The sequence below is a fragment of the Pseudoduganella namucuonensis genome (genome assembly GCF_900116645.1).
Lineage (GTDB): Bacteria > Pseudomonadota > Gammaproteobacteria > Burkholderiales > Burkholderiaceae_D > Rugamonas > Rugamonas namucuonensis.
This window is the reverse complement of sequence record NZ_FPBO01000004.1, coordinates 218,146-244,402: the sequence shown is the minus strand read 5'-3', so window position 1 is coordinate 244,402 and position 26,257 is coordinate 218,146. Positions and strand designations below refer to the sequence as shown.

15 protein-coding genes are annotated in these 26,257 nt (G+C 67.2%); 13 read left to right on the top strand and 2 right to left on the bottom strand.

Annotated elements, in window-relative coordinates:
• Positions 1–2: 2 nt before the first annotated feature.
• The 3 genes from BM436_RS06575 to cadR all read left to right on the top strand — a co-directional run bounded on the left by BM436_RS06575 (position 3) and on the right by cadR (position 4,959).
• Complete coding sequence (locus BM436_RS06575) at positions 3–3,161, top strand: outer membrane lipoprotein-sorting protein (protein ID WP_093554691.1); 3,159 nt, start codon at positions 3–5, stop codon at positions 3,159–3,161.
• Positions 3,162–3,164: 3 nt separating this feature from the next.
• Complete coding sequence (locus BM436_RS06570) at positions 3,165–4,439, top strand: DUF1302 family protein (protein ID WP_093554690.1); 1,275 nt, start codon at positions 3,165–3,167, stop codon at positions 4,437–4,439.
• Positions 4,440–4,530: 91 nt separating this feature from the next.
• A complete protein-coding gene (gene cadR / locus BM436_RS06565; RefSeq protein ID WP_093554689.1) occupies positions 4,531–4,959 on the top strand; it encodes a Cd(II)/Pb(II)-responsive transcriptional regulator in 429 nt (142 codons plus the stop codon).
• A gap of 5 nt (positions 4,960–4,964) precedes the next feature.
• Here the strand turns inward: cadR and BM436_RS06560 are convergent, their stop codons facing one another.
• On the bottom strand, positions 4,965–6,914 hold the full coding sequence (locus BM436_RS06560) for a putative bifunctional diguanylate cyclase/phosphodiesterase (RefSeq protein ID WP_177307003.1): 1,950 nt from the start codon (positions 6,912–6,914) through the stop codon (positions 4,965–4,967).
• Positions 6,915–7,111: 197 nt separating this feature from the next.
• Between BM436_RS06560 and BM436_RS06555 the strand changes: the two genes are divergently transcribed.
• Positions 7,112–8,038 (top strand): ThuA domain-containing protein, encoded by a 927-nt coding sequence (locus BM436_RS06555; protein ID WP_093554687.1) that lies wholly within the window; start codon positions 7,112–7,114, stop codon positions 8,036–8,038.
• A gap of 17 nt (positions 8,039–8,055) precedes the next feature.
• Positions 8,056–8,976, top strand: coding sequence for a bifunctional Delta(1)-pyrroline-2-carboxylate/Delta(1)-piperideine-2-carboxylate reductase (gene lhpI / locus BM436_RS06550; RefSeq protein ID WP_093554686.1), 921 nt, complete (start codon positions 8,056–8,058; stop codon positions 8,974–8,976).
• A 115-nt stretch (positions 8,977–9,091) separates the two neighbouring features.
• Here the strand turns inward: lhpI and BM436_RS06545 are convergent, their stop codons facing one another.
• Positions 9,092–9,979 carry a flagellin N-terminal helical domain-containing protein gene (locus BM436_RS06545; protein ID WP_093554685.1) on the bottom strand — a complete coding sequence of 296 codons (888 nt, stop codon included), beginning with the start codon at positions 9,977–9,979 and terminating at the stop codon, positions 9,092–9,094.
• 241 nt (positions 9,980–10,220) lie between these two features.
• Between BM436_RS06545 and BM436_RS06540 the strand changes: the two genes are divergently transcribed.
• The 8 genes from BM436_RS06540 to BM436_RS06505 all read left to right on the top strand — a co-directional run bounded on the left by BM436_RS06540 (position 10,221) and on the right by BM436_RS06505 (position 26,149).
• A complete protein-coding gene (locus BM436_RS06540) occupies positions 10,221–10,994 on the top strand; it encodes an aldolase/citrate lyase family protein (RefSeq protein WP_093554684.1) in 774 nt (257 codons plus the stop codon).
• A 7-nt stretch (positions 10,995–11,001) separates the two neighbouring features.
• Positions 11,002–11,925 carry a 2-hydroxy-3-oxopropionate reductase gene (gene glxR, locus BM436_RS06535; RefSeq protein WP_259741426.1) on the top strand — a complete coding sequence of 308 codons (924 nt, stop codon included), beginning with the start codon at positions 11,002–11,004 and terminating at the stop codon, positions 11,923–11,925.
• A gap of 264 nt (positions 11,926–12,189) precedes the next feature.
• Positions 12,190–13,503 (top strand): GDSL-type esterase/lipase family protein, encoded by a 1,314-nt coding sequence (locus BM436_RS06530; protein ID WP_093554682.1) that lies wholly within the window; start codon positions 12,190–12,192, stop codon positions 13,501–13,503.
• Positions 13,504–13,519: 16 nt separating this feature from the next.
• Entirely contained in the window at positions 13,520–15,937 is a 2,418-nt protein-coding gene (locus tag BM436_RS06525; RefSeq protein WP_229489433.1) for a glycoside hydrolase family 95 protein, read from the top strand.
• 236 nt (positions 15,938–16,173) lie between these two features.
• Positions 16,174–19,182, top strand: a complete 3,009-nt coding sequence (locus tag BM436_RS06520) for a TonB-dependent receptor (protein WP_093554681.1) — start codon at positions 16,174–16,176, stop codon at positions 19,180–19,182.
• A gap of 145 nt (positions 19,183–19,327) precedes the next feature.
• Positions 19,328–20,992, top strand: a complete 1,665-nt coding sequence (locus BM436_RS06515; RefSeq protein WP_093554680.1) for a GH35 family beta-galactosidase — start codon at positions 19,328–19,330, stop codon at positions 20,990–20,992.
• 28 nt (positions 20,993–21,020) lie between these two features.
• On the top strand, positions 21,021–23,906 hold the full coding sequence (locus tag BM436_RS06510) for a glycoside hydrolase family 31 protein (RefSeq protein ID WP_093554679.1): 2,886 nt from the start codon (positions 21,021–21,023) through the stop codon (positions 23,904–23,906).
• A gap of 2 nt (positions 23,907–23,908) precedes the next feature.
• Positions 23,909–26,149 carry a beta-glucosidase gene (locus tag BM436_RS06505; RefSeq protein WP_093554678.1) on the top strand — a complete coding sequence of 747 codons (2,241 nt, stop codon included), beginning with the start codon at positions 23,909–23,911 and terminating at the stop codon, positions 26,147–26,149.
• Positions 26,150–26,257: the final 108 nt, after the last annotated feature.

The following is a 26,257-nucleotide window of genomic DNA, read 5'->3' as shown; positions in this document are numbered from 1 at the left end:
ACATGTTTCGACATTTCGCTACGTTCGTGGTCCGGAGACGGCTCTGGATACTGCTCGCCATCCTGGCCATGACGGTGTTCCTGGGGCTGCAGATCCGCAACCTGAAGATCGTCATCAACCCCAACACCATGCTGCCCGCGCATCACGAGAACGTGATCGGGACCAACCTGGCCGAGTCGCTGTTCGGCTCCAAGCACGTGATCGTCATCGGCGTCGGCGCGGCCAACGGCGGCACCATCTACCAGCCCGACGTGCTGAGCGCCGTGCGGCGCCTGTCCGAGCGCATCGGCGCGGTGCCCGGCGTGAAGCGCCACACCATGATGAGCCTGGCCGCCGACAAGGCCAAGTCCATCCAGGCCGACGGCGAGGACCTCAAGGTCGAGAGGATGTTCTCCGGCGCGCTGGACGAGGCCGAGCTGGCCGCCGTGCGCCAGAAGGTGCGGAAGAACCCCATCTACGCCGGCACGCTGGTGTCCAGGGACGAGACGGTGGCCTCGGTGTCGGTGGCGATCGACGCGGGGGCGGGCGGCTTCCGCGCCATCGTCGACGGCGTCGACAAGATCATCGCCGAGGAGTCCGGCCCCGCGGTGGTGATGCGCGCCAGCGGCACGCCGGTGTTCTTCGCGGCGGTGGAGCGCTATGCGCAGCGCATGGGCATCCTGTTCCCGCTGGCGCTGATCCTGATCGGTATCATCCACTACGAGGCCTTCCGCACCATGCAAGGGCTGCTGCTGCCGCTGGTGACGGCGCTGCTGGCGGTGGTCTGGGGCCTGGGCATCATGGGCGCGGCCAAGGTGCCGATGGACGCCTTCAACGCCACCACCCCCATCCTGATCCTCGCCGTCGCCGCGGGGCACGCGGTGCAGATCCTCAAGCGCTACTACGAGGAGCACCACCGGCTGGCGCGCAGCGAGGCGGGCGGTTCGGCGGCCCAGTTGAACGACAGGGCCATCGTCGAGTCGCTGAGCAAGGTCGCGCCGGTGATGCTGACGGCCGGCCTGGTGGCCGTCGCCGGCTTCTTCTCGCTGGTCACCTTCGACATCGCCACCATCCGCACCTTCGGCATCTTCACCGGCCTGGGCATCCTGAGCGCCTTGCTGATCGAGCTGACCTTCATTCCCGCGCTGCGCAGCTACCTGCCGGCGCCCAGGGTCGCGCCCGCCGCCGCCAACGGCGCCCGGCTCTGGGACCGGCTGGCCGACGCGGTGGGTGTGCTGATCGTCAAGCGCCGCGCCGTCATCCTGCTGGGCTTCCTGGCCGTGGTGGTGGGCGCCGCCGTCTGCATGCCGCATGTGAACCGCGAGAACTCGACCAAGACCTATTTCGGGGACGGCGTCAAGGTGCGCCAGGACGACCGCTACCTGAACGCCAGGCTGGCCGGCACCAACACCGTCTACGTGGTCTTCCAGGGCAAGCACAAGGACCAGATGAAGGACCCGGCCGTCCTCGCCGTGATCGAGGACGCCCAGCGCCACATCGAGCGCATGCCGCAAGTGGGCAAGACCCTGTCGATCGTGGACTTCCTCAAGAAGATGAACCAGTCCATGAACGGCGGCGCCGCCTCGGTGCACGCGCTGCCGTCGACGGCGGAGCTGGTGTCGCAATACCTGCTGTTCTATTCGATGTCCGGCGACCCGACCGATTTCGACGCCTATCTGGACTATGACGCCCGCAACGCCTGCCTGGTGATCTGGACCAGGAGCGACAGCAGCAAGTACGCGCAAAAGATCGTGCAGGACATCCGCGACTACCTGGGACCGCGCCTGCCCAGGGACGTGACGATACAGGTTGGCGGCAGCGTGCCGCAGTCGTCCGCGCTCAGCGAGGTGCTGGTGGAGGGCAAGATCAAGAACGTGGCGCAGATGATCCTGGCCGTGTTCGTGGCCGGCGCCATCATCTTCCGCTCGCTGGTGGCGGGCCTGTACCTGATCATCCCGCTGCTGGTGACGGTCATGGTCAACTTCGGCATGATGGGCTTGACCGGCATCCCGCTCAACACGCCGAACTCGGTCAGCTCGGCGATGGCGATCGGCATCGGCGCGGACTACGCCATCTACCTGCTGTATCGCATCCGCGAGGAGCTGGACAAGACCAGCGACTTCACGCTGGCGCTGCAGGAGACGCTGCGCACCGCCGGCAAGGCCGTGATCTACGTGGCCACCGCCATCGCCGGCGGCTACGCCGTGCTGATGCTGTCGTTCGACTTCTACGTCCACATCTGGTTCGGCATGCTGATCGTGCTGTCGATGGTGGTGAGCGCGGTGTCCGCGCTGGTGCTGATACCCTGCCTGCTGTCCATGTGGCCGCCGGCCTTCCTGAAGGGCCGCGCGCGCCGCGCGGGCCTGCGCTCGGCGGGGGCCGCGTGCCTGGCCATCGCCATGGCCGCGGGCGTCGCGGGGGCCGTGGCGCCCGCCGAGGCCAGGGCGGAGGAGGTCAACGCGGCCGAACTGGCCGAGAAGAGCTACCAGGCCACCCGCGTCGACAGCTCCGTCTCGGAAGCCACCTTCACCATGGTCAACGCCAGCGGCCAGGAACGGGTGCGCCAGACCTTCGGCGCCACCAAGCTGCAGGCCAACGGCGTCGACAACCGGCGCGTGATCCGCTTCCGTTCGCCCAGCGACGTGCGCAACACCAGCACCCTGGTGCTGGAGAACACCGGCAAGAGCGACGAGATCTGGGTCTACCTGCCCGGCCTGAAGAAGGTGCGGCGCCTGGCGTCGAACAACACCAAGAGCAGCTTCGTCGGCACCGACCTGTCCTACGGCGACCTGGTGGGCTACCGCACGGCGGACTGGAACCACAAGTGGCTGCGCAAGGAGGATGTGCAGGGCGTGCCGTGCCACGTGGTGGAGTCCACCCCGCGCACGCCGGAGATCGCGGCGGACTCCGGCTATTCCAAGCGCGTCAACTGGATCGCCAGGGACAACAGCGTGGCCCTGCGCACCGAGTTCTACGACGCCAATGGCAACCTGCTGAAAACGGCCGACAACGCGGAGGTCAGGCAGGTGGACGCGAAGCACGGCAAGTGGCAGGCCATGGCCGTCAGCGTGAAGAACCACCAGACCGGCCACAAGACGCTGATCAAGCTGACGAGGTTCGAGGCGAAGGGCAATGTGGCGGACGACTACTTCACCACGCGCTACATGGAAAAAGAGGAGTAGGGCTTGGCCAGCTTGAAACAGCAACTGGGCGCGGCGGCGGCATCGCTGGCCGCGCTGGCCGCGCCGGCGGTCCAGGGACAGGAGCGGGAACAGGAGCAAAGCTTCGCGGCGCCGTTCGGCGAATGCCGCGCCGGCTACTGGAGCTCGACCCGCGACCTGGACGACCGCGCCGGCGTGGCCAAGGGCACGTGCTTCGTGAACTGGAAGCACGCGTTCAATGAACAGTGGCGGGTCAACCTGGGCAGCCGGCTGGGCGTGCGCGACGCCGGCGACACGCGCGGCGCCCGCAACCGGCTGCGGGAGGCGTACGTGGAAGCCGACGCCGGCCCGCTGCGCCTGCGCCTGGGCCGGCAAGTCGTCGCGTGGGGCAGGGCGGACCGCATCAACCCCACCGACAACCTGTCGCCGCGCGACTACACCACGCTGGTGCCCGAGGACGAGGAGCAGCGCATCGGCATCGACGCGCTGGCGGCCAATTACCGCCTCGGCGACAGCCTGGAACTGGCCGCCGTGCTGGTGCCCGAATTCGAGCCGCACCGCACGCCGCGGGGCGCGCTGCCGGGCAACCGCGCCGTGGCGCCGGCGCCGGACAACGGCGAGTGGGCGCTGAAGCTGGAGAAGTCGGGCGGCGCCTGGGACGGATCGGTCTCGTACTACGACGGCCACGACCGTTTCGTGCGCTACGGCGCCGCGTTTCCCCGTCCGGCCACGCTGGTGTTCAGTGGCGCCCATGAACGCATGCGCACGCTGGGCGCCGACTTCGCCACCACCGCCCATGGCTGGGGCGTGCGCGGCGAGTTCGCGGCCGGCAGGTTCTCGCCCGATTGCGCGGCATGCGCGGCCCCCGCGGGTCCCCGGCGCTCGGTGCGCCGCCTGGTGCTGGGCGTGGACCGCGACATCGGGGACGGCGCCAACATCAACCTCCAGGCCTTCGCGATACGGCGGTCCGGCTATTCCGAAACGGCGGGACTGCCCGCGCAGCTGCGGCCGGCCGGGCTCGCCATCAACCGCCTGAACTCCGAGTTCGGCGCGCACGAGCACGGGCTCAGCCTGCGCGTGTACGACCGCTACTGGAACGACCGGCTGAAGGCGGAACTGGGCGCCATCCTCGACCTGAGCGGCCATAGCGGCCTGGTCCGCCCCCGCGTCAGCTACAGCGTCAGCGACGCCGTGAAGCTGACGGCCGGCGTCGATTACTTCCATGGCGATACCCAGTCCTACTTCGGCGCGCGCGCCCGCAACCGCCTGGGCTTTTTCGAACTGGCGTTCGTCTTCTAATTAAATACCCCAGGGGTATTTATGAGGGGTTTGCGTATTTGGTCCAGAGTAATTACTATGGAGATATTGTTATGTTTGCAAGAGAGTCGGCATGAAAATCGGTGAATTGGCGAAGCTGACGGATGTGCAGGTGGAAACCATCCGCTATTACGAGCAGGAGGGGCTGCTGATGGCGCCGGCCAGGTCCACGGGCAACTACCGCGTGTACGGGCCGGAGCACGTGGAGCGGCTGCAGTTCATCCGCCAGTGCCGCTCGCTGGACATCACGCTCGACGAGATCCGCAGCCTGTTGCGCTTCCAGCAGGCGCCGAACGAGAACTGCGTGCTGGTCGACTCGCTGCTGGACGCGCAGATCGACAAGGTCGCGCAGCGCATCGAGCGCCTGGTCTCGCTGCAGCGGCAACTGACCGCGCTGCGCGGCCTGTGCGGCCAGGAGCGCGCCGTCAAGGATTGCCGCATCATCCACAAGCTCACCTGCTGCGACGACCAGCGGCACGAGGCCGGGCACGGGAAGCATTGAGTCGTCTAGGCGCCGGCCAGCAGTTTGCCGAAGCGCTCGGCGGGCATGGCCCGGCCGAACAGGAAGCCCTGGCCGTAATCGCAGCCCGCGCGGCGCAGCAATTCATACTGCGCGGGCGTCTCGATGCCCTCCGCGATCACCTTCAAGTCCAGCTTGTGCGCCATGACGATGATGGCGTCGCACAGCGCCATGTGGGCCGCGTCGTGCTCGAGGTCGCACACGAAGGACTGGTCGATCTTGATGAAGTCCAGGTCGAACTTGCGCAGGTAGGAGAGCGACGAGTAGCCGGTGCCGAAATCGTCCAGCGCGATCTGGATGCCGGCCTGGTGCAGGGCGTTCAGCCGCACCATCACCCCCTCGTCCGCCGTCAGCATCATGCCTTCGGTGATCTCCAGCATCACCGGGTGGCCGGCCCGGCCGGCGGCGGCGTAGCGTTCGATCCACAGGCTGCACTGCTCGTCGTTGCCGCGGTAGAGCTGGGCCGGCGAGACGTTGACGCTGATATTGAACCGCGGCCGCTGCGCGCGCCACAGCACGGCCTGCGCCAGCGCCATGTGGAACACCCAGTCGCCCAGCGCCACGATCATGCCGTTGTGCTCGGCGATGGGGATGAACTCGTTCGGGCTGATGGCGCCGCGCTCGGGGTGCTGCCAGCGCAGCAGCGCCTCGGCCTTGACGATGCGCCGGTCGGCCATGTCGACCACCGGCTGGTAGTGCACCCGCAACTGGTCGGTGTCGAGCGCGCGGCGCAGGTCGTTGCCCAGGGTCATGCGCGTTTGCGCGGCCACCTGCAGGCCGGGCGTGAAATAGCACACGCGGTTGCGGCCCAGTTTCTTGGACTGGTACATGGCCTGGTCCGCGTTGCGCACCAGCTCGCCCGTGGTGGCGGCGTCCTGCGGATACAGCGTGATGCCGACGCTGCCGGAAATATAGGCCACCTCGCCGTCCAGCTCGAAGGGGCGCGACAGTTCGGCCAGGATCTCCTGCGCCACGTCCGTCACGGTGTTCAGGTTGCCCAGGTCGCTCAGCGTGACGGTGAACTCGTCGCCGCCCAGCCGGCTCACCGAATCGCACTCGCGCACCTGGGCCACCAGGCGTTCGCCCACCTGTTTGAGCAGGCGGTCGCCGATCACGTGGCCCAGCGTGTCGTTGATTTCCTTGAAGTGGTCGAGGTCGATGAACAGCAGCGCCACCGTGGTGCGGGTGCGGTGCGCCTTGCGGATCTCCATCTCCAGGCGGTCGAGGAAGACGCTGCGGTTGGGCAGGCCGGTCAGCGGGTCGAAATTGACCTCGCGCAGCGCGCGCTCGACCTGCCGGCGGTCGTGCACCTCGCACGCCAGCGCGTAGGCCTGCTGCTGCAGCGACGCCACGGTGCGCCGCAGCTGGTCGGCGCTGCCTTGCGGGTCGTAGCTCTCCGCCGGGAGCACCTCGCCGTGCAGCGCGCACACCTCCTGGAACATGGCGCGGTCCTGCTCGCGGGGAAAGGCGCTCAGCGGATAGGCGCACAGCAGCGTGAAGGAATGGTGCTCCAGCAACTCGTTGAAATAGCGTTCGACCTGGACCGCCGCCTGGTGCCCGCCGGGCGAGCGCAGCTGGCATTCCACCGCGCCGCACAGTATCGCCACCATCTCGCCGAAGATGTAGACGTGGCCGGGATGCCGCTGCGCCGCGGCCGCGATCACCTTGCCGATCGCCTCGTGGAAGCGCTGGCGGTCCGGCAGGCCGTCCGCCATGAACAGCGGCAGCATGCGATCCGCCTCCAGCGCGGTGTAGGCGCGCGGCGGCGCGGCCATGCCGCCGCCGCCGCCCGGCCAGCGCTGGCGCAAGCGGACGTCCAGCAGGTCCAGATGCGCGCGGGTGGCGATGACGATGCCGTGGTTGCCGCCTTCCAGGGCCGCGCCCACATAGTCCGCGAGGCGCTCGATCAGGAAATTGTCATCTTCATAAAACTGCACCAAATGTTCATTGGCCGCATGGTTACGCATCGCACTCCCGCTTCTCAAGGGCCGGGCAACGCCCGCCCGGCCACGTGGCCCTTATCGTAAGCGCGTTCCGGGCGGCACGGCGCACGGCACCGCGGTTGTCCCCCGTTCGTTTCTGATGGATAATCCCTGCGCCCAGACGCCACCGTACGCAACCAGAAGGAGTTCCGATGTTCGCCATTCCCGGCCGCCGCGCCGTCCTGTCGAGTGCCTTGTCATTGATGCTGGGGGCGGCGCAGGCCGGCACCCCGCCCAAGAAGGTGCTGTTCTTCAGCAAGTCCTCGGGCTTCGAGCACAGCGTGGTCAAGGAGGTCGACGGCCAACCCAGCTTCGCGGCCCGCGTGCTGGCCGAGCTCGGTCCCAGGCACGGCATCGCCTTCACCTTCTCCAAGGACGGCGGCAAGTTCACGCCGGAGTACCTGGCCCAGTTCGACGCCTTCCTGTTCTACACCACGGGCGACCTGACGCAGGCCGGCACCGACGGCCAGCCACCCATGACGGCGGCCGGCAAGGCCGCGCTGCTGGCGGCGATCGAGGGCGGCAAGGGCTTCGTCGGCGCGCACTCGGCCAGCGACACCTTCCACACGGCCGCGCCGGCCGCCGCCGCCGCCGCGCCCGGCTACCGCGACCACGGGCCGCTGGCCGATCCGTACATCCGCATGCTGGGCGGCGAGTTCATCATGCACGGCTCGCAGCAAAGCGGGCGCATGCGCGTGGCCGACCGGGCCTTTCCCGGCCTCGCCGGCCTCGGCGACAGCTTCGACCTGACCGAGGAATGGTACTCGCTGAAGGAGTTCGCGCCGGACATGCACGTGCTGCTGGTGCAGGACACCGCCCACATGGGCGACCGCGACGCCACCGGCGGCAACCTGAGCTATGTGCGGCCGTCCTACCCGTCGACCTGGGCGCGCCGCCACGGGCGGGGCAGGGTGTTCTACACCGCCATGGGACACCGGGAGGACGTCTGGACCAATCCCCTGTTCCAGAAGCTGCTGTTCGGCGGCCTGGCCTGGGCGGTTGGCGACGCGCAGGCCGATGTGAGCCCGAACCTGGCCGCCGCGGCGCCGCGCGCCGCCGAGTTGCCTCCCTCCAAGTGACCCGCGGGGAGCCCGGCATGGACGCCAAACTGGACGCGCGCGGCACGGCCGCGCTGCTGCCCTATCCCGCGCTGGTGGAGGCGCTGCGGCTGGCGGTGGCGCAGGTGGCGGACGGCGTGATCGCCTGCCCGGAGCGGCAGGTGGTCCCCATGCGGGACGGGGCCGCGCTGCTGTCGATGGTGGCCACCGCGCCGGACATCGCCGTGCACAAGCTGATCTCGGTGGTGCCGGCCAACGCCGCGCGCGGCCAGCCCACGATCCTGGGCCAGGTCAGCGTGGTGGACGCGGTCACCGGCGGCGTCGCGCTGACGCTGGACGGCGCCACCGTGACGGGGCGCCGCACCGCGGCCCTGTCCATGCTGGGCGTCGCGACCTTGCTCGGCCGCGCCCCGCGCAGGGTGCTGCTGATCGGCACCGGCGCGCAGGCGGGCCACCACGCGCAGGCGCTGGGCGCGCTGTATCCCGGCGCGCGGGTCGACGTGGCCGGGCGCGACCTCGCCCAGGCCGAAGCCTTTTGCGCGCAGTATCGCGGCGCTTGCCCGGCGTTGAGGGCCGCGCGCCCTTTGGCGGCCACCCCGGTCGCGGACGACACCGACGTCGTCGTCACCTGCACGACAAGCAAGACGCCGGTCTACGCGGAGGCGGCGCGGGCCGGGCGCCTGCTGGTGGCGGTCGGCGCCTTCAAGCCGGACGCGGCGGAAATCGCCCCGGACACCGTGCGCGCCAGCCGCGTCTACGTCGACGATCCGGCGGGCGCCTCGCACGAGGCGGGCGACCTGATACAGGCCGGCGTCGACTGGAGTTCGGTGCGGGCCTTCGCGCTGGCGCTGGCCCGGCCGCCAAGAGACGGGTCGCCCATACTCTTCAAGACGGTGGGGTGCGCCGCCTGGGACCTGGCCGCCGCGCGCGTGGCGCTCGCGACAGCGGCGGGAAATTAACCCTGGGGTAAAAAGTAAAGGGGTCGCAAAAAAGGGGTCAGGTTCGGTATTTTTAATACCGAACCTGACCCCTTTTTTGCGACCCCTTTTTTTGCGCCGCGCGGCGCGCGGGCGGTTATTGCAGCAGGGACAGCACCAGCGAGGACTGGCTGTTGCTTTGCTTGAGCATCGCGGTGCCGGCTTGCAGCAGCATCTGGCTCGACATCATCGATGCGCTTTCCGACGCGAAGTCGACGTCCATGATGCGGCCGGAGGCGTTCTTGGTGTTGGTGACCATGTTGGACAAGTTGTTGTACACGTGGTCCAGGCGGTTGGCCGCCGCGCCCAGCGCCGAGCGCACGGTGGAGACGGAGTCGATCGCGGTGTCCAGCAGCGAGATCGAGTTGTTGGCGTCGGTCGCCACGGCGATGCCGGTGCCGGTGCCGGCGCCGACCACGCCGGTTTCCGAGAAGGTGTGGCCGCCGTTGGTGGCCAGCAGGTCGGTGTGCATGGTGCCCAGCATGGTCGACAGGTCGACGTCCATGGTTTCCGTTTCGGCCGAGCCGATCTGGAAGGTGATGGCGGTGAAGAACTTGCTGTCGGCCTTGCCGCTCAGCAGCGTGGTGCCGCCGAAGGAGGTGTTGCTGACGATGTTGGTCAGCTCGTCCGTCAGAGCGTCGTACTCGGACTGCATCGCGGTGCGGTCGGTGTCGGTGGCCGAGCCGTCGGCGGCCTGGGTCGCCAGGTCCTTCATGCGCACCAGGATGGCGGTGGTCTCGTCCAGCGCGCCGTCGGCGGTCTGGATCATGGAAATCGAATTCTGTGTGTTGCGCATGGCCATGCTCATGCCGCTGGTCTGCGCCTTCAGGCGGGTGGCGATCTGCAGGCCGGCCGCGTCGTCCATGGCGGAGTTGACACGGTAACCAGTGCTCAGCCGGGTCATCGACGTGGACAGGTTGCTCTGGGTCCGGGAGATCGAGTTTTGGGCGGACAGCGCTGCGTTGTTGGTGTGAAGGCTCAGCATGGAAAGCTCCTGATTGGCGGGTTCGTTTTGGCGCAACCCTTGTTGTTTGCGCCGTCAAATGTACAAGACGACCGCGCCGCGCCGGGCATTAAATGCCCTTGAGGAATTTTTCGAATTTTTTTCGATCTTTTTCTGTGTTGCATTTTTTAAAAGAGCCATCTATACTCGATTTAAGTTGTATGACGACTGACAACATGATTATTTTTCAAGCTGGCAAACCAACCTTCATAGGAGCTGGAGCATGAGCGCATTAAGAATCAATCATTTCAAGCGGGCGATCAAAAGCGGCAAGTTGCAGGTCGGCCTGTGGTCCGGGCTGTCGAGCAACATCACGGTCGAGGTATTGGCCAACGCGGGCTTCGACTGGCTGCTGCTCGACACCGAGCATTCGCCCAACGAGCTGCCCATGGTGCACGCCCAGCTGCAGGCGATCGCGCAGGGGCCCACCCATCCCATCGTGCGTCCGCCCTGGAACGACACGGTCGTCATCAAGCGCTACCTGGACGTCGGCGCGCAAACCCTGCTGATTCCCTTCGTGCAGGACGCGGAGGAGGCGCGCCGCGCGGTGGCCGCCACCCGCTATCCGCCGCTGGGCGTGCGCGGCTACTCGGCGGCGGCGCGCGCCTCGGACTACGGCCGCGTGAAGGACTATGCCGTCACCTGCCAGGACGAGTTGTGCGTGCTGCTGCAGGTCGAAACGCCGCTGGCGCTGTCCAACATCGAGGAGATCGCGGCGGTCGACGGCGTCGACGGCGTCTTCATCGGCCCGGGCGACCTGGCCGCGTCCATGGGCCACCTGGGGGACCTGAAGCACCCCGAGGTGGTGGCCGCGATCGAGGACGCGATCCGCCGCATCGTCGCCACCGGCCGCGCGGCCGGGGTGCTGATGGGCGACGAGGCGCTGGCGCGCCGCTACATCGAGGCCGGCGCCACCTACACGGCGGTGGGCAGCGACATCGGCCTGCTGGCGCGCGGCGCGGAGGCGCTGGCGGCGCGATTCAAGGCCGCGGCGTGAACACGGTATCGCGGTATCTATCAAGGAGAAACAAATGAGCAAAATCGGATTCATCGGCGTCGGCATCATGGGCGCCCCCATGGCGGCCAACCTTCTCAAGGGGGGCCACGAGCTGTTCGTGCTGGAGCGCAAGGCGCTGCCGGCCCAGCTGGCGGAGCAGGGCGCGGTCGGCTGCGCCACCGCGAGGGAGGTCGCCGAGAAGGCGGACGTGATCATCATCATGGTGCCGGACACGCCGCAGGTGGCGGAAGTGCTGTTCGACGAGGGCGGCGTGGCGCAAGGCCTGTCGGCCGGCAAGATCGTGGTCGACATGAGCTCCATTTCGCCGATCGAGACCAAGAAGTTCGCCGCCCGCGTCAATGAACTGGGCTGCGCCTACCTGGACGCGCCGGTGTCCGGCGGCGAGGTGGGCGCCAAGGCGGCCACGCTGACCATCATGGTCGGCGGCCCGGAGGAAACCTTCAACGCCGTCAAGCCGCTGTTCGAACTGATGGGCAAGAACATCACGCTGGTGGGCGGCAACGGCGACGGCCAGACCACCAAGGTGGCCAACCAGATCATCGTGGCGCTCAACATCGAGGCGGTGGGCGAGGCGCTGCTGCTGGCCTCGCGCATGGGGGCCGATCCGGCCAAGGTGCGCCAGGCGCTGATGGGCGGCTTCGCCGCGTCGCGCATCCTGGAGGTGCACGGCGAGCGCATGATCAAGCGCACCTTCGATCCCGGCTTCCGCATCGAGCTGCACCAGAAGGACTTGAACCTGGCCCTGGGCAGCGCGCGCCAGGTCGGCGTCAGCCTGCCCAACACCGCGACGGCGCAGGAGCTGTTCAACACCTGCGCGGCCCACGGCGGCAAGGCCTGGGACCATTCGGCGCTGGTGCGCGCGCTGGAGATCATGGCCAACTTCGAGATAGGTTCGCCGCAACCGGAATAGGACGGGGCGTGGGCTTCCAGCGCACGCTGCCGGATGGCGCAGGCACGCGCTTTTAGGCGATATCGAAAACGGTATGTATACCGGCGAATAAGTTATTGGCCGCTCCGTTCAGCTAGCGCTACGATGCCCCCCACCGAAGGGGGTTGCCGCCTCGCCCCCAGGGCCAGGCGGCTTTTTGCTGTGATTGACTTCGCAATGGAAACGGGGTTAAATCCCATCACCACTTGAAAACGATTTCATAAATAAACAATGATTAAAGAGACAATGCGTAGCTTGCCCCTATTCGCGGCCCTGGCCGCCCTTTCGGCGTGTTCGGTACCGGGCACGCAGGCCCCCGCCGCCGGGGAGCTGGCCATTTTCTCGGCCCGCCCGCATCCCGCGCTGCACGTGGCGGCGGCCAATTCCGAGCGCCAGCAGGTGTTGAACGGCGCGTCGGCCGCGGCGCCCAAACCCCCGGGCGCCAACGCGCAAGACAACAACGTCGCCGTGCGGGTGTCCGGCAAGGACGGCGCGGACGACGCGCTCACCCTGCAATGGAGCAACGCCTGGTACGCGTCCATGCGGTTCGAAGGCGCGCCGCAGGACCTGCGGCCGTATATCCCGTCCGGCGTGCTGGCGTTCGACCTGAACGTGAAGGACCTGTCCAAGGGCGGCCTGGCGATCAAGGTCGGCTGCGGCAAGGACTGCGAACGCCAGGTGCCTTATATGCTGCCGGCGCGCGCGATGGAGGGGCAGGGCTGGCGCCGCGTGGTGCTTTCCATGAGCTGTTTCGTGCATGAGGGCGACGACTTCAGCGCCGTCACCCAGCCTTTCGCGCTGCAGGCCGGCGGCGCCGGCGAGGTGTCGGTGGCCAATGTCGGCTTCCAGGCCAGCGGCACCCCCAACGCCAGCTGCCCGGACTACAAGACCGTGTCGGTGACGCCGGACATGCTCAACGAATCCTGGTCCCTCGACTGGTGGCGGCCGCGCCACGAGAAGAAGCTGGAGGAGGCCCGCGCCCTCAAGGCGGCGGGCAAGAACAGCGAGGTCGTCTTCATCGGCGACTCCATCACGCAGGGCTGGGAAAAGGAGGGCGCCCCCGTCTGGAGCCGCCACTATCAGAAATACAACGCGCTGAACCTGGGCTTCGGCGGCGACCGCACCGAGAACGTGCTGTGGCGCCTGCTGCACGGCGAGGTGGACGGCCTGGATCCGAAGGTGGCGGTGCTCATGTTCGGCACCAACAACACCGGCCACCGCTACGAGGATCCGGCCTTGATCGCGGCCGGCATCAAGCGCAATATCGACGAGCTCCAGCGGCGCCTGCCCAACACCAAGATCCTGCTGCTGGCCATTTTCCCGCGCGACGCGACGGCGGATGGGCCGGCCCGCCGCAACAACGAGCGCGTGAACGCCATCCTGCCGAGCTTCGCGGACCAGCGCAAAGTCCACTTCGTCAATCTCAACGCGGCTTTTGTCGGCGCCGACGGGGTGCTGTCCAAGGACATCATGCCGGACTTGCTGCATCCGAACGAAAAGGGATACGAGCTGTGGGCCAAGGCGATGGAGCCGGAGTTGCAGAAGCTGCTGAAGCCATAAGATGAGGAACGCACATATGAAGCAGCCGCCGCGCCCCGGCCAGTTGCGTCCCACGATGGCGGCCATGGTGGTGGCCACCCTGTTCGCCGCGACGATGGCCTTCGCGCCGGCGGCGGTCCACGCCGCCGCGCCCGAGCTCACGCTGCGCTACGCGGCGGCCGCGCCCGACACGCCACAGGGATGGGAGCAGCAGGCGCTCCCCATCGGCAACGGGCGGATAGGGGCGATGATCTTCGGTCAACTGGCGCGCGAGCGCATCCAGTTCAACGACATCACGCTGTGGACGGGCGACGACAAGACCATGGGCTCGTATCAGCCCTTCGGCGACGTCTTCATCGACCTGCCCGGACACGGGGCCGCCGTCGGCAACTACGCCCGGCAACTCGATATCGGCCGCGGCGTGCACGGCGTCGCCTACACGCTCAACGGCGTGCGCTTCCAGCGCCAGGCCATCGCCAGTCATCCGGCCCAGGTGATCGCCGTGCGCCTCACGGCGGACAAGCCGGGCCAGTACACCGGCGCCATCTCGCTGGCCGACATGCACGACGCCCACATCAGCGCCCATGGCCAGCGCATCCACGCGACCGGATCGCTGGCCGGCTACGTGATGCCCAAGCACCGCGGCAACCCGTGGACGCCGGCGACCTCGCCGCTGTCCGCCAACATGATGAGCTACGCCAGCCAGGTGCAGGTGGTGAACGAGGGCGGCACCTTGACCGTCGACGGCAACACCATCCGCTTCGCCGATTGCGACGCCATCACGCTGATCATCGGCGCGGGCACCAGCTACGTGATCGATCCGGCCAGGAAGTTCCAGGGCGAGCACCCGCTGCCGCGCGTGTCGGCGCAGGTGGACGCCGCCGCCGCGCGGCCGTGGGGCGAACTGCTGGCCGAGCACGAGAAGGATTTCCGCGCGCTGTTCGGCCGGGTGGCGGTGGACTTCGGCGCGGCGCCCGAGGCGCGCCGCGCACTCACCACCGACCAGCGCATCGAGGCCTACACGCTGCAGGGCGGCGACCCCGAACTGGAGGCGCAGTACTTCCAGTTCGGCCGCTACCTGCTGATCTCCAGCTCGCGCGGTTCGCTGCCCGCCAACCTGCAAGGGCTGTGGAACAACAGCTACGCGCCGCCGTGGAACTCGGACTATCACACCAACATCAACATCCAGATGAATTACTGGCCGGCCGAGCCGGCCAATCTGAGCGAGCTGGCGACGCCGTTCTTCGATTTCGTGCGCGGCGTGACGCCGGTGTACCGGCGCCACCTGGCGGAGACGGCGGCGCGCGCCCCCTTCAACAAGGACCCCAAGGAGGAAACCTTCCTCACCGCCGCCGGAAAGCCGGTGCGCGGCTGGGCCGTGCGCACCGAGTCGAATCCCTTCGGCGCCTCGGGCTTCGTCTGGAACAAGACCGGCAACGCCTGGTACGCCCAGCATTTCTGGGAACACTACGCCTACACCCAGGACCGCGAGTTCCTGCGCACCGTGGCCTACCCGATGATGAAGGAGGTTTGCCAGTTCTGGCAGGACCACCTCAAGACCCTGCCCGACGGCCGCCTGGTGGCGCCCAACGGCTGGTCGCCCGAGCACGGCCCCGTCGAGGACGGCGTCAGCTACGACCAGCAGATCATCTGGGACCTGTTCAACAACACCGTGGAGGCGGCCGACGCGCTGGGCGGCGACCGCGCGTTCCGCGACCAGATCGCCCGTCTGCGCGACCGGCTGGCCGCGCCGCGCGTCGGCAGCTGGGGCCAGCTGCTGGAATGGCTGGACGAGAAGAAGGACCCGGTGCTGGACACCCCCGGCGACACGCACCGCCACGTCTCCCACCTGTTCGGCGTGTTCCCGGGGCGGCAGATCTCGCCCACCACCACGCCCGCGCTGGCGGCCGCGGCGCGCAAGTCGCTGGAGGCGCGCGGCGACGCCGGCACCGGCTGGTCGATGGCGTGGAAGACCGCGTTCTGGGCCCGCCTGCTGGACGGCGACCGGGCCCACAAGATGCTGCGCGGCCTGCTGGCCAAGCCCGGCGCGCGCGCCGCGCAGCAGGCCGGCCCCGGCTCGGAGGGCAACAACGCGGGCGGCACCTACCCGAACATGTTCGACGCCCACCCGCCGTTCCAGATCGACGGCAATTTCGGCGCCACCGCCGCCATTTGCGAGATGCTGCTGCAGTCGCAGACGGGGGAGCTGCACCTGCTTCCGGCGCTGCCCTCGTCCTGGCCGGACGGCTCGGTGCGGGGATTGCGGGCCCGCGGCGGTTTCGAGGTCGATCTGGCCTGGAAGGGGGGACGGCTGACGGCCGCCACCATCCGTTCGGTGGCGGGCAAGGGCGGCGGCAAGGTGCGCTACGGCGGCAAGGTGGCCGACCTGCGCCTCAAGCCCGGCGCGTCGATACGGCTGGACGCCGATCTTGCGTCGTCCGCGCAACAAAAGTGACGGCGACCGCGGATGGGATTTGACAGCGCGCCCGCGATGCGTTTTTCTATGTGGAACTGTTTGGAACTGTTCGCTTACGCAACAAAAGCGACTGCGGAGCGGATTTTGATTTGACACCGCGGCCTCAATATGAGTACTATGAAAACGGTTTCAAAACAAATGAAATCGATTTCTTGATAAGTGAAATCGTTTTCATGAAAATGTGGCTAAAAGTATAAAATCAGGAGACATACTAAATGAGAGCGTTTAAGAAAACCGCGATCGCCGTCGGCGTCGCCGCACTGCTGTCGGGCAACATCGCCATCGCCCAGACCGCGCCGGCCGAGCCGGCGAACGAGGCGGCCGTCGTGGTCGTCACCGGCCAGCGCGCCGCGCTGAACTCGGCCCAGAAGCTCAAGCAAAACTCCGACGAGATCGTCGATTCCATCGTCGCCGCCGACATCGGCAAGCTGCCGGACCGCTCCGTGACGGAAGTGCTGCAGCGCGTGGTGGGCGTGGCGATCGACCGCACCATGTCCAAGGGCGATCCGGAGCACTACTCGGTGGAAGGCTCCGGCGTCACCATCCGCGGCCTGACCTATGTGCGCTCGGAACTGAACGGCCGTGATTCCTTCTCGGCCAACGGCGGCCGCTCGCTGAACTTCGAGGACGTGCCGCCCGAGCTGATGGCCGGCGTGGACGTCTATAAAAACCCGTCCGCCGAGCAGACCGAGGGCGCCGTCAGCGGCCTGGTCAACCTGCGCACCGCCATGCCCTTCGACTACAAGGGCTTCAAGGCCGCCATCTCGGTGGACACCACCTATTCCAAGCTGAAGGGCGGCAAGACCTCGCCGTCGATCTCCGGCCTGATCTCGAACCGCTGGAAGACCGACCTGGGCGAATTCGGCGCGCTGGTCGACCTGGCCCACTCGGAGAGCGCGGTCCGCACCGACGCCTTCCAGGTCGAACCCTACTATCCACGCACCGAAAACGGCAAGACCGTCTGGGTGCCGAAGGGCGCGCAGTGGCGCACGCTGGAATTCGACCGCGAGCGCGAAGGCGCCTACGGCGCGCTGCAGTGGAAACTGAACAACGATCTGCGCAGCTCGGTCACCTACTTCAAGTCGCGCTACCAGATGCAGTGGGACGAACAGGCCATCTTCGCCCAGTCCAACCCCTACAACATCCGCGTCAGCCCGGACGCCACCTACGACGCCAACGGCGCGCTGCTGACCGGCACCCTGACGGCGCCGGCGGACGGCGGCATCAACTTCGGCGACGACGTGCGCACCGCGAACCGCAAGTCGGACACCACCGACATCTCCTGGAACGTGCAGTGGAAGCCGTCCCCCGCGTGGACCCTGACCTCCGACCTGCAGAGCATCAAGGCCAAGACCAACAGCTTCGATTCGACCGTGGCCACCGGCGTGCAGATGCCGAAGGAGACGCTGGACCTGCGCGGCGACGTGCCGGTGCTGTCGTTCGACGCCGCCGACCGCGCCTACCTGGCCGATCCGAAGAATTACTACTGGGCCTTCACCATGGAGCACCAGGATCGGAGCAAGGCCGACTCGAAGGCCTGGAAGGGCGACGCCAAGTATGACTTCGACCATCCGGTGCTGCGCGACGTGCGTTTCGGCGTGCGCCTGACCGAGCGCACCTCGGTGAACGAGAACAGCAACCCGAGCTACAACTGGTCGCCGATCTCGCAGCCGTGGCAGCTGGGCTGGAACATCAGCCAGCTGGCCTACCTGGGCGACCCGCGCTTCAGCGGCAACACCAGCCTGCACAGCTTCGACAACTTCTTCAACGGCAAGGTCGCCGTGCCGTCGTTGGTGTTCCCCAACGTGTCGCTGGCCACCGGCTACCCGGCCAGCTACGAGGCGCTGCACAAGTACCACGACATCCTGTGCGAGGAGCAAAGGGTCAAGCAGGGCTGGGGCTCGTGCGATCCGTGGAAGGCCGCGACCTTCGGCACCGATCCGGCCGGCATCAACGACCAGTCCGAGAAGACCAAGGCGGTGTACACGCAGCTGCGCTTCGGCTTCGACGACCTGAAATACCCGATCGACGGCAATGTCGGCGTGCGTTACGTGAAAACGGACATGACGGCGCGTGGCTACACCGTGTTCACGAACAACGCGCCGGTGATCCCGCCTGGCGTGTCCGTGACCGGCGTCGCCATCCCGAACATCCCGGCTTTCTCCGCCAAGCAGGACTTCGACAACTCCTACGACAATGTGCTGCCCAGCCTGAACCTGCGCCTGAAAGCCAGCGAGAAGCTGCAGTTCCGCTTCGCCTTCGCCTCGGCCCTGTCGCGCCCGGACTTCTCGCAGTTGCAGGCCTACACCAGCATGACGCAGAGCGCCAGCACCACCACCAACACCGCCGCCGGCACGATGGTGGTCAACAGCGTGAATCGCAGCGGCACCGCGAGCGGCAACCCCAAGCTGACCCCGATCAAGGCCAACCAGTTCGACGTGACGGCCGAGTGGTACTTCGCGCCGGTGGGTTCGTTGACGCTGGCGGTGTTCGACAAGGAACTGAAGGACATCATCGTCAACCAGGTCTACAACTACCAGTTGCCCGACGTGACCGGCAAGATGCAGGACTTCGTCGTGACCGGCCCGGTGAACGGCGCCAAGGGTTCGGCGCGCGGCTTCGAACTGGCCTACCAGCAGACCTTCGACCAGTTGCCAGGCCTGCTCTCCGGCCTGGGCATGCAGGCCAACTTCACCTTCGTGGACAGCAAGCAGAAGCTGTACAACCCGGTGTTCTCGGCCTACTGCTCCAGCACCGGCGGCGCCGCCAACCTGAACCTGAACATGAACGGTTGCGACACCAACGGCCAGACCTTCGGCAACCTGCCGCTGCAAGGCCTGTCGCGCCGCTCGTTCAATGTCGCGCTGATGTACGACAAGGGACCGGTCTCGAGCCGCCTGGCCTACAGCTGGCGCTCGAAGAGCCTGCAGTCGGTCAACGCCAACGGCACCAACGGCAGCGACGGCACCGACACCAATCCGGCCAGCCCGACCTTCGGCCAGCGCAACATCGTGTGGGGCCTGCCGACCTGGGCGGACGACTACGGTCAGCTGGACGCGTCGATCTTCTACAAGATCAACGACCGCATGCAGATCGGCCTGGAGGCGACCAACCTGACCAACTCGGTGTACCGCCAGCTGATGGACCAGCATATCGGCACCAAGGGCCGCGCATGGTTCGTCTCCGGTCCGCGCTACACCGCGAAAATGACGTACTCCTTCTAAGAAAAAAGCATAGCCTCTTGCGATCCCGGTTTCGGGCCGCAAGAGGCTTTTTTTTAGGCTGATCGCGGATAAGGGAATCCCGTAGTATGTGGAGCCCTTATCCGCGATGAACTTTTTCCATCATCAGTCCTCGAAGGATGAACACATGAGCAAGACTTCCAGCCGGCTGCTGGCCGCCCTGTGCCTGGCGGCCATGGCCACGGCCGGCGCCCAGGTGTCGCAAGCCGGCGCCGGCCTGCCGCACCTGGTGAAAAAAGACGGCCGCCACGCGCTGATCGTCGACGGCGCTCCCTTTGTCATGCTGGGCGCGCAGGCGCACAATTCCAGCAACTATCCGCGGGCCCTGGCCAAGGTCTGGGCCGCCGCCAGGGACATGCACGCGAACACGGTCGAGATTCCGGTCGCGTGGGAGCAGATCGAGCCGGTCGAAGGCAAATTCGATTTCAGCTACGTGGACACGCTGCTGGCGCAGGCGCGCCAGAACAAGGTGCGCCTGGTGTTGCTGTGGTTCGGCACCTGGAAAAACACCAGCCCTCAATACACCCCCGAGTGGGTCAAATTCAACAACCAGCGCTTCCCACGCATGGTGGGCCCGGACGGCAAGACCACCTATTGCCTGTCGCCGCTGGGCGAGGAGACGCTGAAGGCCGACAAGAAGGCCTTCGTTGCGCTGATGAGCCACATCAAGAAGATCGACCAGGAGCACCGGACGGTCATCATGATGCAGGTGGAGAACGAGGTCGGCACCTTTGGCTTCGAGCGCGATTTCAGCCCGCGCGGCCAGGCCGCGTTCGGCCAGCCGGTGCCGCGGGCGGTGTTGGAGCGCAAGAAGTCCCCGGTGCCACTGGCGGCCAAGGGCAGCTGGAGCGAGGTGTATGGCGACTACGCCGGCCAGTATTTCCACAGCTACGCGGTGGCCAGCTACATCGAGGAGATCGCGAAGGCCGGGCGCGCGGTGTACGACCTGCCCATGTACGTCAACAACGCCCTGCGCGATCCGCTGGAACCGCTGGCGCCGTGGAAGAGCAATTTCGCCAGCGGCGGCCCGACGTACGACGTGATCGACATCTACAAGGCCGCCGCGCCGCACATCGATTTCGCCGCCCCGGACATCTACCTGCCCGAGTCGGCCAAGGTGGCCGCCACGCTGGACCAGTTCCAGCGCCCGGACAACGCGCTGATGGTGCCGGAAATGGGCAACGCCGCGACCTATGCGCGTTATGCCTACCTGGTGCTGGGCCGCGGCGCGCTGGGCTACGCCCCGTTCGGCATCGACTACGCCGAATACAGCAACTTCCCGCTGGGCGCCAAGGGCTACGACAAGGCGATGGTGGAACCGTTCGGCAAGATCTACGCCGCCTTCCGGCCGATGGAACGGCAGTGGGCCAAGTGGGCGTTCGAGGGCAACACGCGCGGTGTCGCCGAGGGCGACGACCGCGCCGAGCAGAGCGTGGCGCTGCGCGGCTGGAAAGTCAGCGCCTCCTTCAGGGAGTGGCAATTCGGCGAGAAGGCCTGGTTCCCCAATTTGAAGGACACGCCGCCGAACACGGAGACGCCGAATGGCGGCGCCGCGATCGCGCAGATCGGCGACGACGAATTCATCGTCATCGGCCAGCATATCCGCCTGAAATTCGCCGGCGCCGGCGGCAACGAGGGCAAGCCCTCGATGTTCGCGCGGGTGGAGGAGGGGCGTTTCGACCCGTCCGGCAAGTGGGTCTTGGAGCGCAATTGGAACGGCGACCAGGTCGATTACGGCCTGAACCTGCCAGCCAATCCCGTTGTGCTGCGGGTGAAACTGGGTAAGTACTAAAGAACATGAAGAATATCGGAGGACACAAATGCAACTGAAACAAATGACCGCGGTAACCTGGCTGGCGCTGGTCGCCATGAATCCGGCCCTGGCCGGCAGCTTCGAAAAGACCGCCACCGGCGTGGTGGTGCTGCCCGACGAGGGCGCCGCCAAGGAAGTGCGGCTCGAAGTCATGCGCGACGACATCATCCACGTCGTCAAGCTCGACCAGCCGGGCAAGAAACGCTCGCCGTCGCTGATGACGGTGGCCGCGCCCTGCGCCTGCGATTTCAGCGTCGCCAAATCGGCCGGCGATTCGGTCACCCTCAAGGCCGGCAAGATCTCGGCCACCGTCTCGCTGAAGACCGGCCTGGTGCAATTCACCAACGCCAAGGGCGAGGTCTTCCTGCGCCAGGCGTCCGAGAGCATGGCGCCCGTCACCATCGGCGGCAAGCCCTACATGGCCATCAAGCAGGGCTTCAACCACGGCACCAAGGACGCCTTCTACGGCCTGGGCCAGCACCAGAACGGCCAGATGAACATGAACGGCGAGGACGTGACGCTGGCCCAGCACAATATGGACGTGGCCGTGCCGTTCGTGGTCTCGGACAAGAACTACGGCGTCCTGTGGGATAACAATTCCATCTCCCGCTTCGGCGACGCCAAGCCCTACGGCCCGATGGGGCGCGACCTCAAGCTGGTCGACGACCAGGGCAAGGAAGGCGGCCTGACGGCGCGCTACTACGTCGACGGCAAGCTGGTGCTGACCCGCCACGAGCGCGACATCGCCTACCAGTACCTGAAGGACGTGGCCGAGAACTGGCCCAAGGAACTCGGTTCCAGCAAGGACCTGAAGAACCTGAAGGACCTCAAGGTCGTGTGGGACGCGACGCTCAGCTCCGACAAGCCCGGCGTGCACAAGATGCAGCTGTACGCGTCCGACTACGCGACGCTGACCGTGGACGGCAAAGAGGTGCTGGACGTCTGGCGCCAGGACTGGAACCCGTGGTACCACAACTTCGAGGTGAAATTCGCCAAGGGCAAGCCGGTCAAGCTGCACCTGGAGTGGAAGCCGTCCGGCGGCATGGTCGCCATCACCCATAACGATCCCCTGCCCGAAGCCGAGCGCCATTCGCTGACGTTCTCGTCCGAAGTGGCCGAGGGCATCGACTACCACGTGATCAGCGCCGACAACATGGACAAGGTCATCGCGGGCTACCGCCACCTGACCGGCCAGGCGCCGATGATGCCGAAATGGGCCTATGGCTACTGGCAGTCGCGCCAGACCTACGGGACCCAGGAGCAGTTGCTGGGCGTGCTGCGCGAGCACCGCAAGCGCGGCTGGCCGCTGGACAACATCGTGCAGGACTGGTTCTACTGGCCCGAGAATGGCTGGGGCTCGCACGACTTCGACAAGGCGCGCTTCCCGGATCCCAAGGGCATGGTGGACGAGGTCCACAAGAACAAGGCCCGCATCATGCTGTCCGTGTGGGGCAAGTTCTACTCGAACACCGACAACTACAAGGAACTGGCCGCCAAGGGCCACATGTGGACCAAGAACGTCGAGGACGGCGCCCTGGACTGGGTCGGCCCCGGCTACAAGAACAGCCACTACGACCCCTACACGCAGGAGGCGCGCGACATCTACTACCGCCAGATGAAGTCCAAGCTGGTGGACCTGGGCTTCGACGCCTGGTGGATGGACAACAGCGAGCCGGACGTGCTGTCGAACACCCGGCCGGCGGACTTCAAGAAGCTGATCGGCCCGACCGTGCATGGCGCGGGCGAGGTCACCTTCAACAGCTACAGCCTGCAGCACACCAAGGCGCTGATCGATGGCCTGAACCGCGACCAGCCGGACACGCGCCAGTACATCCTGTCGCGCTCGGGCTTCGCCGGCATCCAGCGCAACTCGGTGGCCGTGTGGAGCGGGGACGTGGTGGCCCGCTGGAACAATCTGTATGACCAGATCTCGGCCGGCGTCAACTTCTCCATGTCCGGCATCCCGAACTGGACGCACGACATCGGCGGCTACGCGCAGGAAACCCGCTACCAGAGCGGCGACGTCGGCTCGGCCCAGGAAAACCGCGCGACGACGGCCGCGCAGATGAAGCCCGAGGACGAGAAGGAGTGGCGCGAACTGAACCTGCGCTGGTTCCAGTTCGGCGCCCTCACGCCGCAGTTCCGCTCGCACGGCGAAGTGGTCAGGCGCGAGATCCACCTCATCTCGCCGGAAAACTCGGACATGCGCGAGTCCATGCTGTGGTACCTGAAGCTGCGCTATCGCCTGATGCCCTACATCTACTCGGCCGCCGCGGACACCCATTACAACTCGGGCACCATCATGCGCGGCCTGGTGATGGACTTCCCCAACGACGAGCGGGTCAAGGACATCAAGGACCAGTACCTGTTCGGCCGCGACCTGCTGGTCGCGCCGGTGCACGTGTACGGCGCGCGCGAACGCAGCGTGTACATGCCCAAGGGCGCGTCGTGGTACGACTTCTACACGGGCGAACTGCACAAGGGTGGCGCGTCGGTGGTCGTGAAGGCGCCCGCCACCCGCATGCCGCTGCTGGTGAAGGCCGGCGCCATCCTGACCATGGGTCCCGTGACCCAGTACGTCGACGAGAAGCCGGACGCGCCGATCACGCTGAAGGTCTACACCGGCGCCGACGGCCAGACCAGCCTGTACGAGGACGACGGCGTCACCAAGGCCTACGAGCGGGGCGAGTCCAGCCGCATCCCGTTCAGCTACAACGACAAGACCGGCACGCTCACCATCGGCGACCGCGCCGGCCAGTACAAGGGCATGGTCGCGCAGCGCCAGTTCCGCGTGCACTTCATCAAGCCGGGCGTGTCCAGCTCCGAGAGCTTCGACGACGCGGACCAGATCGTCGCCTACAGCGGCAAGGCCATCACCATCAAACGCAAATGAATATGAAACTGAACAAGAACGCATGCGCCACCGCGGTGGCCCTGGCCCTGCTGGGCGGCGCCGGCGCGAGCTGGGCCCAAACCCCGGCCCAAACGGCGGCCCAAACCCCCGCGAGCCAGCCATGGATGGACCGCAGCCTGCCGGCCGAACAGCGCGCCGCGCTGGTGCTGAAGGAAATGACGGACGACGAGAAGATCAATCTGCTGTTCGGCTACTTCCCCAACGACTTCAAGGGCATCAAGCGGCAGGAGGCGGGCCGCAAGCAGGCGGCGGGCTACTTCAAGGGCATCCCCCGGCTGGGCATCCCCGAGCTGCACCAGGCCGACGCCGGCATCGGCGTGGCCAGCCAGCCGGGCCCGGACGTGCGCGAGCGCACCGCGCTGCCCTCGGGCATGGCCACGGCGGCCACCTGGAACCCGGCGCTGGCCTACCAGGGCGGCGCCATGATAGGCGCGGAGGCGCGCGCCTCCGGCTTCAACATCCTGCTGGCCGGCGGCGTGAACCTGGCGCGCGAGCCGCGCAACGGGCGTAATTTCGAATATGGCGGCGAGGACCCGTGGCTGGCGGCGCAGATGGTGGGCGCGCAGATACGGGGCATCCAGTCCAACCACATCGTCTCGACCATCAAGCACTTCGCCGCCAACGACCAGGAGACCGGCCGCAACCACCTCGACGCCCGGCTGGGCGACCAGGCGGCGCGCACCTCCGACCTGCTGGCCTTCCAGTTCGCCATCGAGAACGCCAGCCCCGGCGCGGTCATGTGCGGCTACAACCGCTACAACGGCGACTACGCCTGCGAGAACGACTACCTGCTGAACCAGGTGCTCAAGCGCGACTGGGGCTACAAGGGCTGGGTCATGTCCGACTGGGGCGGCACGCACTCGACCGTGCCGGCCGCCAACCGCGGCCTGGACCAGCAATCGGGCTGGCCCTTCGACCACTCGGCCTACTTCAACGAGGCGCTCAAGGAGGCGGTCGAGAACGGCCACGTGCCGCGGGCGCGCTTCGACGACATGGCCAAACGCGTGCTGTGGGCCCTGTTCGACAAGGGCGTGATCGACCACCCGGTGGCCGAGGGCGGCGCCATCGACTACGCGGCGCACGCCAAGGTGTCGCAGGCCGACGCGGAGGAGGGCATCGTGCTGCTGAAGAACAGCAAGCAATTGCTGCCGCTGGCGCCTGGCCTGAAATCCATCGCCATCATCGGCTCGCACGCCAACGTCGGCGTGCTGTCGGGCGGCGGCTCGTCCCAGGTGTATCCGGCCGGCGGCATGGCGGTGCCGGGGCTGGGGCCGAAGGAGTTCCCGGGGCCGATGGTGTATTTCCCGTCCTCGCCGATGAAGTCCATCGCGGCGCGCAGCAAGGCGCAGCTGCGCTACGCGGACGGCTCCGACGTCGCCGCGGCCGCGCAGCTGGCCGCCTCCAGCGAACTGGTGATCGTGTTCGCCAACCAGTGGACCGCCGAGGCGCTGGACGCGTCCCTGACCCTGCCGGACCGGCAGGACGCGCTGATCGCCGCCGTGGCCAAGGCCAATCCCAACACCGTGGTGGTGCTGGAGAGCGGCGGGCCGGTGCTGATGCCGTGGCTGGACCAGGTGGGCGCGGTGGTGGAGGCGTGGTATCCCGGCACGGCCGGCGGCGAGGCGATCGCCCGCGTGCTGAGCGGCGAGGTGGACGCGTCCGGCCGCCTGCCGCTGACCTTCCCGGCGTCGCTGGAGCAGCTGCCCCGTCCCAAGCTGGACGGCGAGGGCCTGCCCAAGGACAGCCGCTTCACCGTCAACTACCATGAGGGCGCGGCGGTCGGCTACAAGTGGTTCGACCTCAAGGGCCACAAGCCGCTGTTCCCCTTCGGCCACGGCCTGTCGTACGGCAGCGTCGCGTACTCCGGCCTGGCCGCGCGCGCGGACGGCGGCAAGCTGACCGTCACCTTCAAGGTGAGCAACGACGGCCAGCGCACCGTGAAGGACGTGCCGCAGGTCTACGTGTCGCCCGCCAACGCGGCCAAGTGGGAGGCGCCCAAGCGCCTGGCCGCCTTCGAGAAGGTGGAGCTGAAGCCGGGCGAAAGCCGTACCGTGAGCCTGAGCGTCGATCCGCGCCTGCTGGCGGTGTTCGACACGGCGGACAAGCGCTGGAAGATAGGCGCGGGCGACTACCGCGTGCAGCTGGCGAAATCGGCGGCGGACATCCGCCACACGGTCTCGGTGCGCCTGCCGGCGCGCAGCCTGGACGTGCGCGGCAAATAACGTAGCGAATTCAAATCGGCACCGGCCCGCGCCCAGCGGCCGGTGCCCGTCCCGGGCCACAGCGCCACTCCCCCCGGCGCGCGCATTCCTCGCGCGCGCAATTCCCTT

What these genes read in the sequence shown, in the direction of transcription:
- BM436_RS06515 (WP_093554680.1), top strand. Translation starts at nt 19,328, where the DNA reads ATGAGCAAGACTTCCAGCCGGCTGCTGGCCGCCCTGTGCCTGGCGGCC.
- BM436_RS06510 (WP_093554679.1), top strand. Translation starts at nt 21,021, where the DNA reads ATGCAACTGAAACAAATGACCGCGGTAACCTGGCTGGCGCTGGTCGCC.
- BM436_RS06540 (WP_093554684.1), top strand. Translation starts at nt 10,221, where the DNA reads ATGAGCGCATTAAGAATCAATCATTTCAAGCGGGCGATCAAAAGCGGC.
- BM436_RS06575 (WP_093554691.1), top strand. Translation starts at nt 3, where the DNA reads ATGTTTCGACATTTCGCTACGTTCGTGGTCCGGAGACGGCTCTGGATA.
- BM436_RS06555 (WP_093554687.1), top strand. Translation starts at nt 7,112, where the DNA reads ATGTTCGCCATTCCCGGCCGCCGCGCCGTCCTGTCGAGTGCCTTGTCA.
- lhpI (WP_093554686.1), top strand. Translation starts at nt 8,056, where the DNA reads ATGGACGCCAAACTGGACGCGCGCGGCACGGCCGCGCTGCTGCCCTAT.
- BM436_RS06520 (WP_093554681.1), top strand. Translation starts at nt 16,174, where the DNA reads ATGAGAGCGTTTAAGAAAACCGCGATCGCCGTCGGCGTCGCCGCACTG.
- BM436_RS06530 (WP_093554682.1), top strand. Translation starts at nt 12,190, where the DNA reads ATGCGTAGCTTGCCCCTATTCGCGGCCCTGGCCGCCCTTTCGGCGTGT.
- BM436_RS06525 (WP_229489433.1), top strand. Translation starts at nt 13,520, where the DNA reads ATGAAGCAGCCGCCGCGCCCCGGCCAGTTGCGTCCCACGATGGCGGCC.
- BM436_RS06505 (WP_093554678.1), top strand. Translation starts at nt 23,909, where the DNA reads ATGAAACTGAACAAGAACGCATGCGCCACCGCGGTGGCCCTGGCCCTG.
- cadR (WP_093554689.1), top strand. Translation starts at nt 4,531, where the DNA reads ATGAAAATCGGTGAATTGGCGAAGCTGACGGATGTGCAGGTGGAAACC.
- BM436_RS06545 (WP_093554685.1), bottom strand. Translation starts at nt 9,979, where the DNA reads ATGCTGAGCCTTCACACCAACAACGCAGCGCTGTCCGCCCAAAACTCG.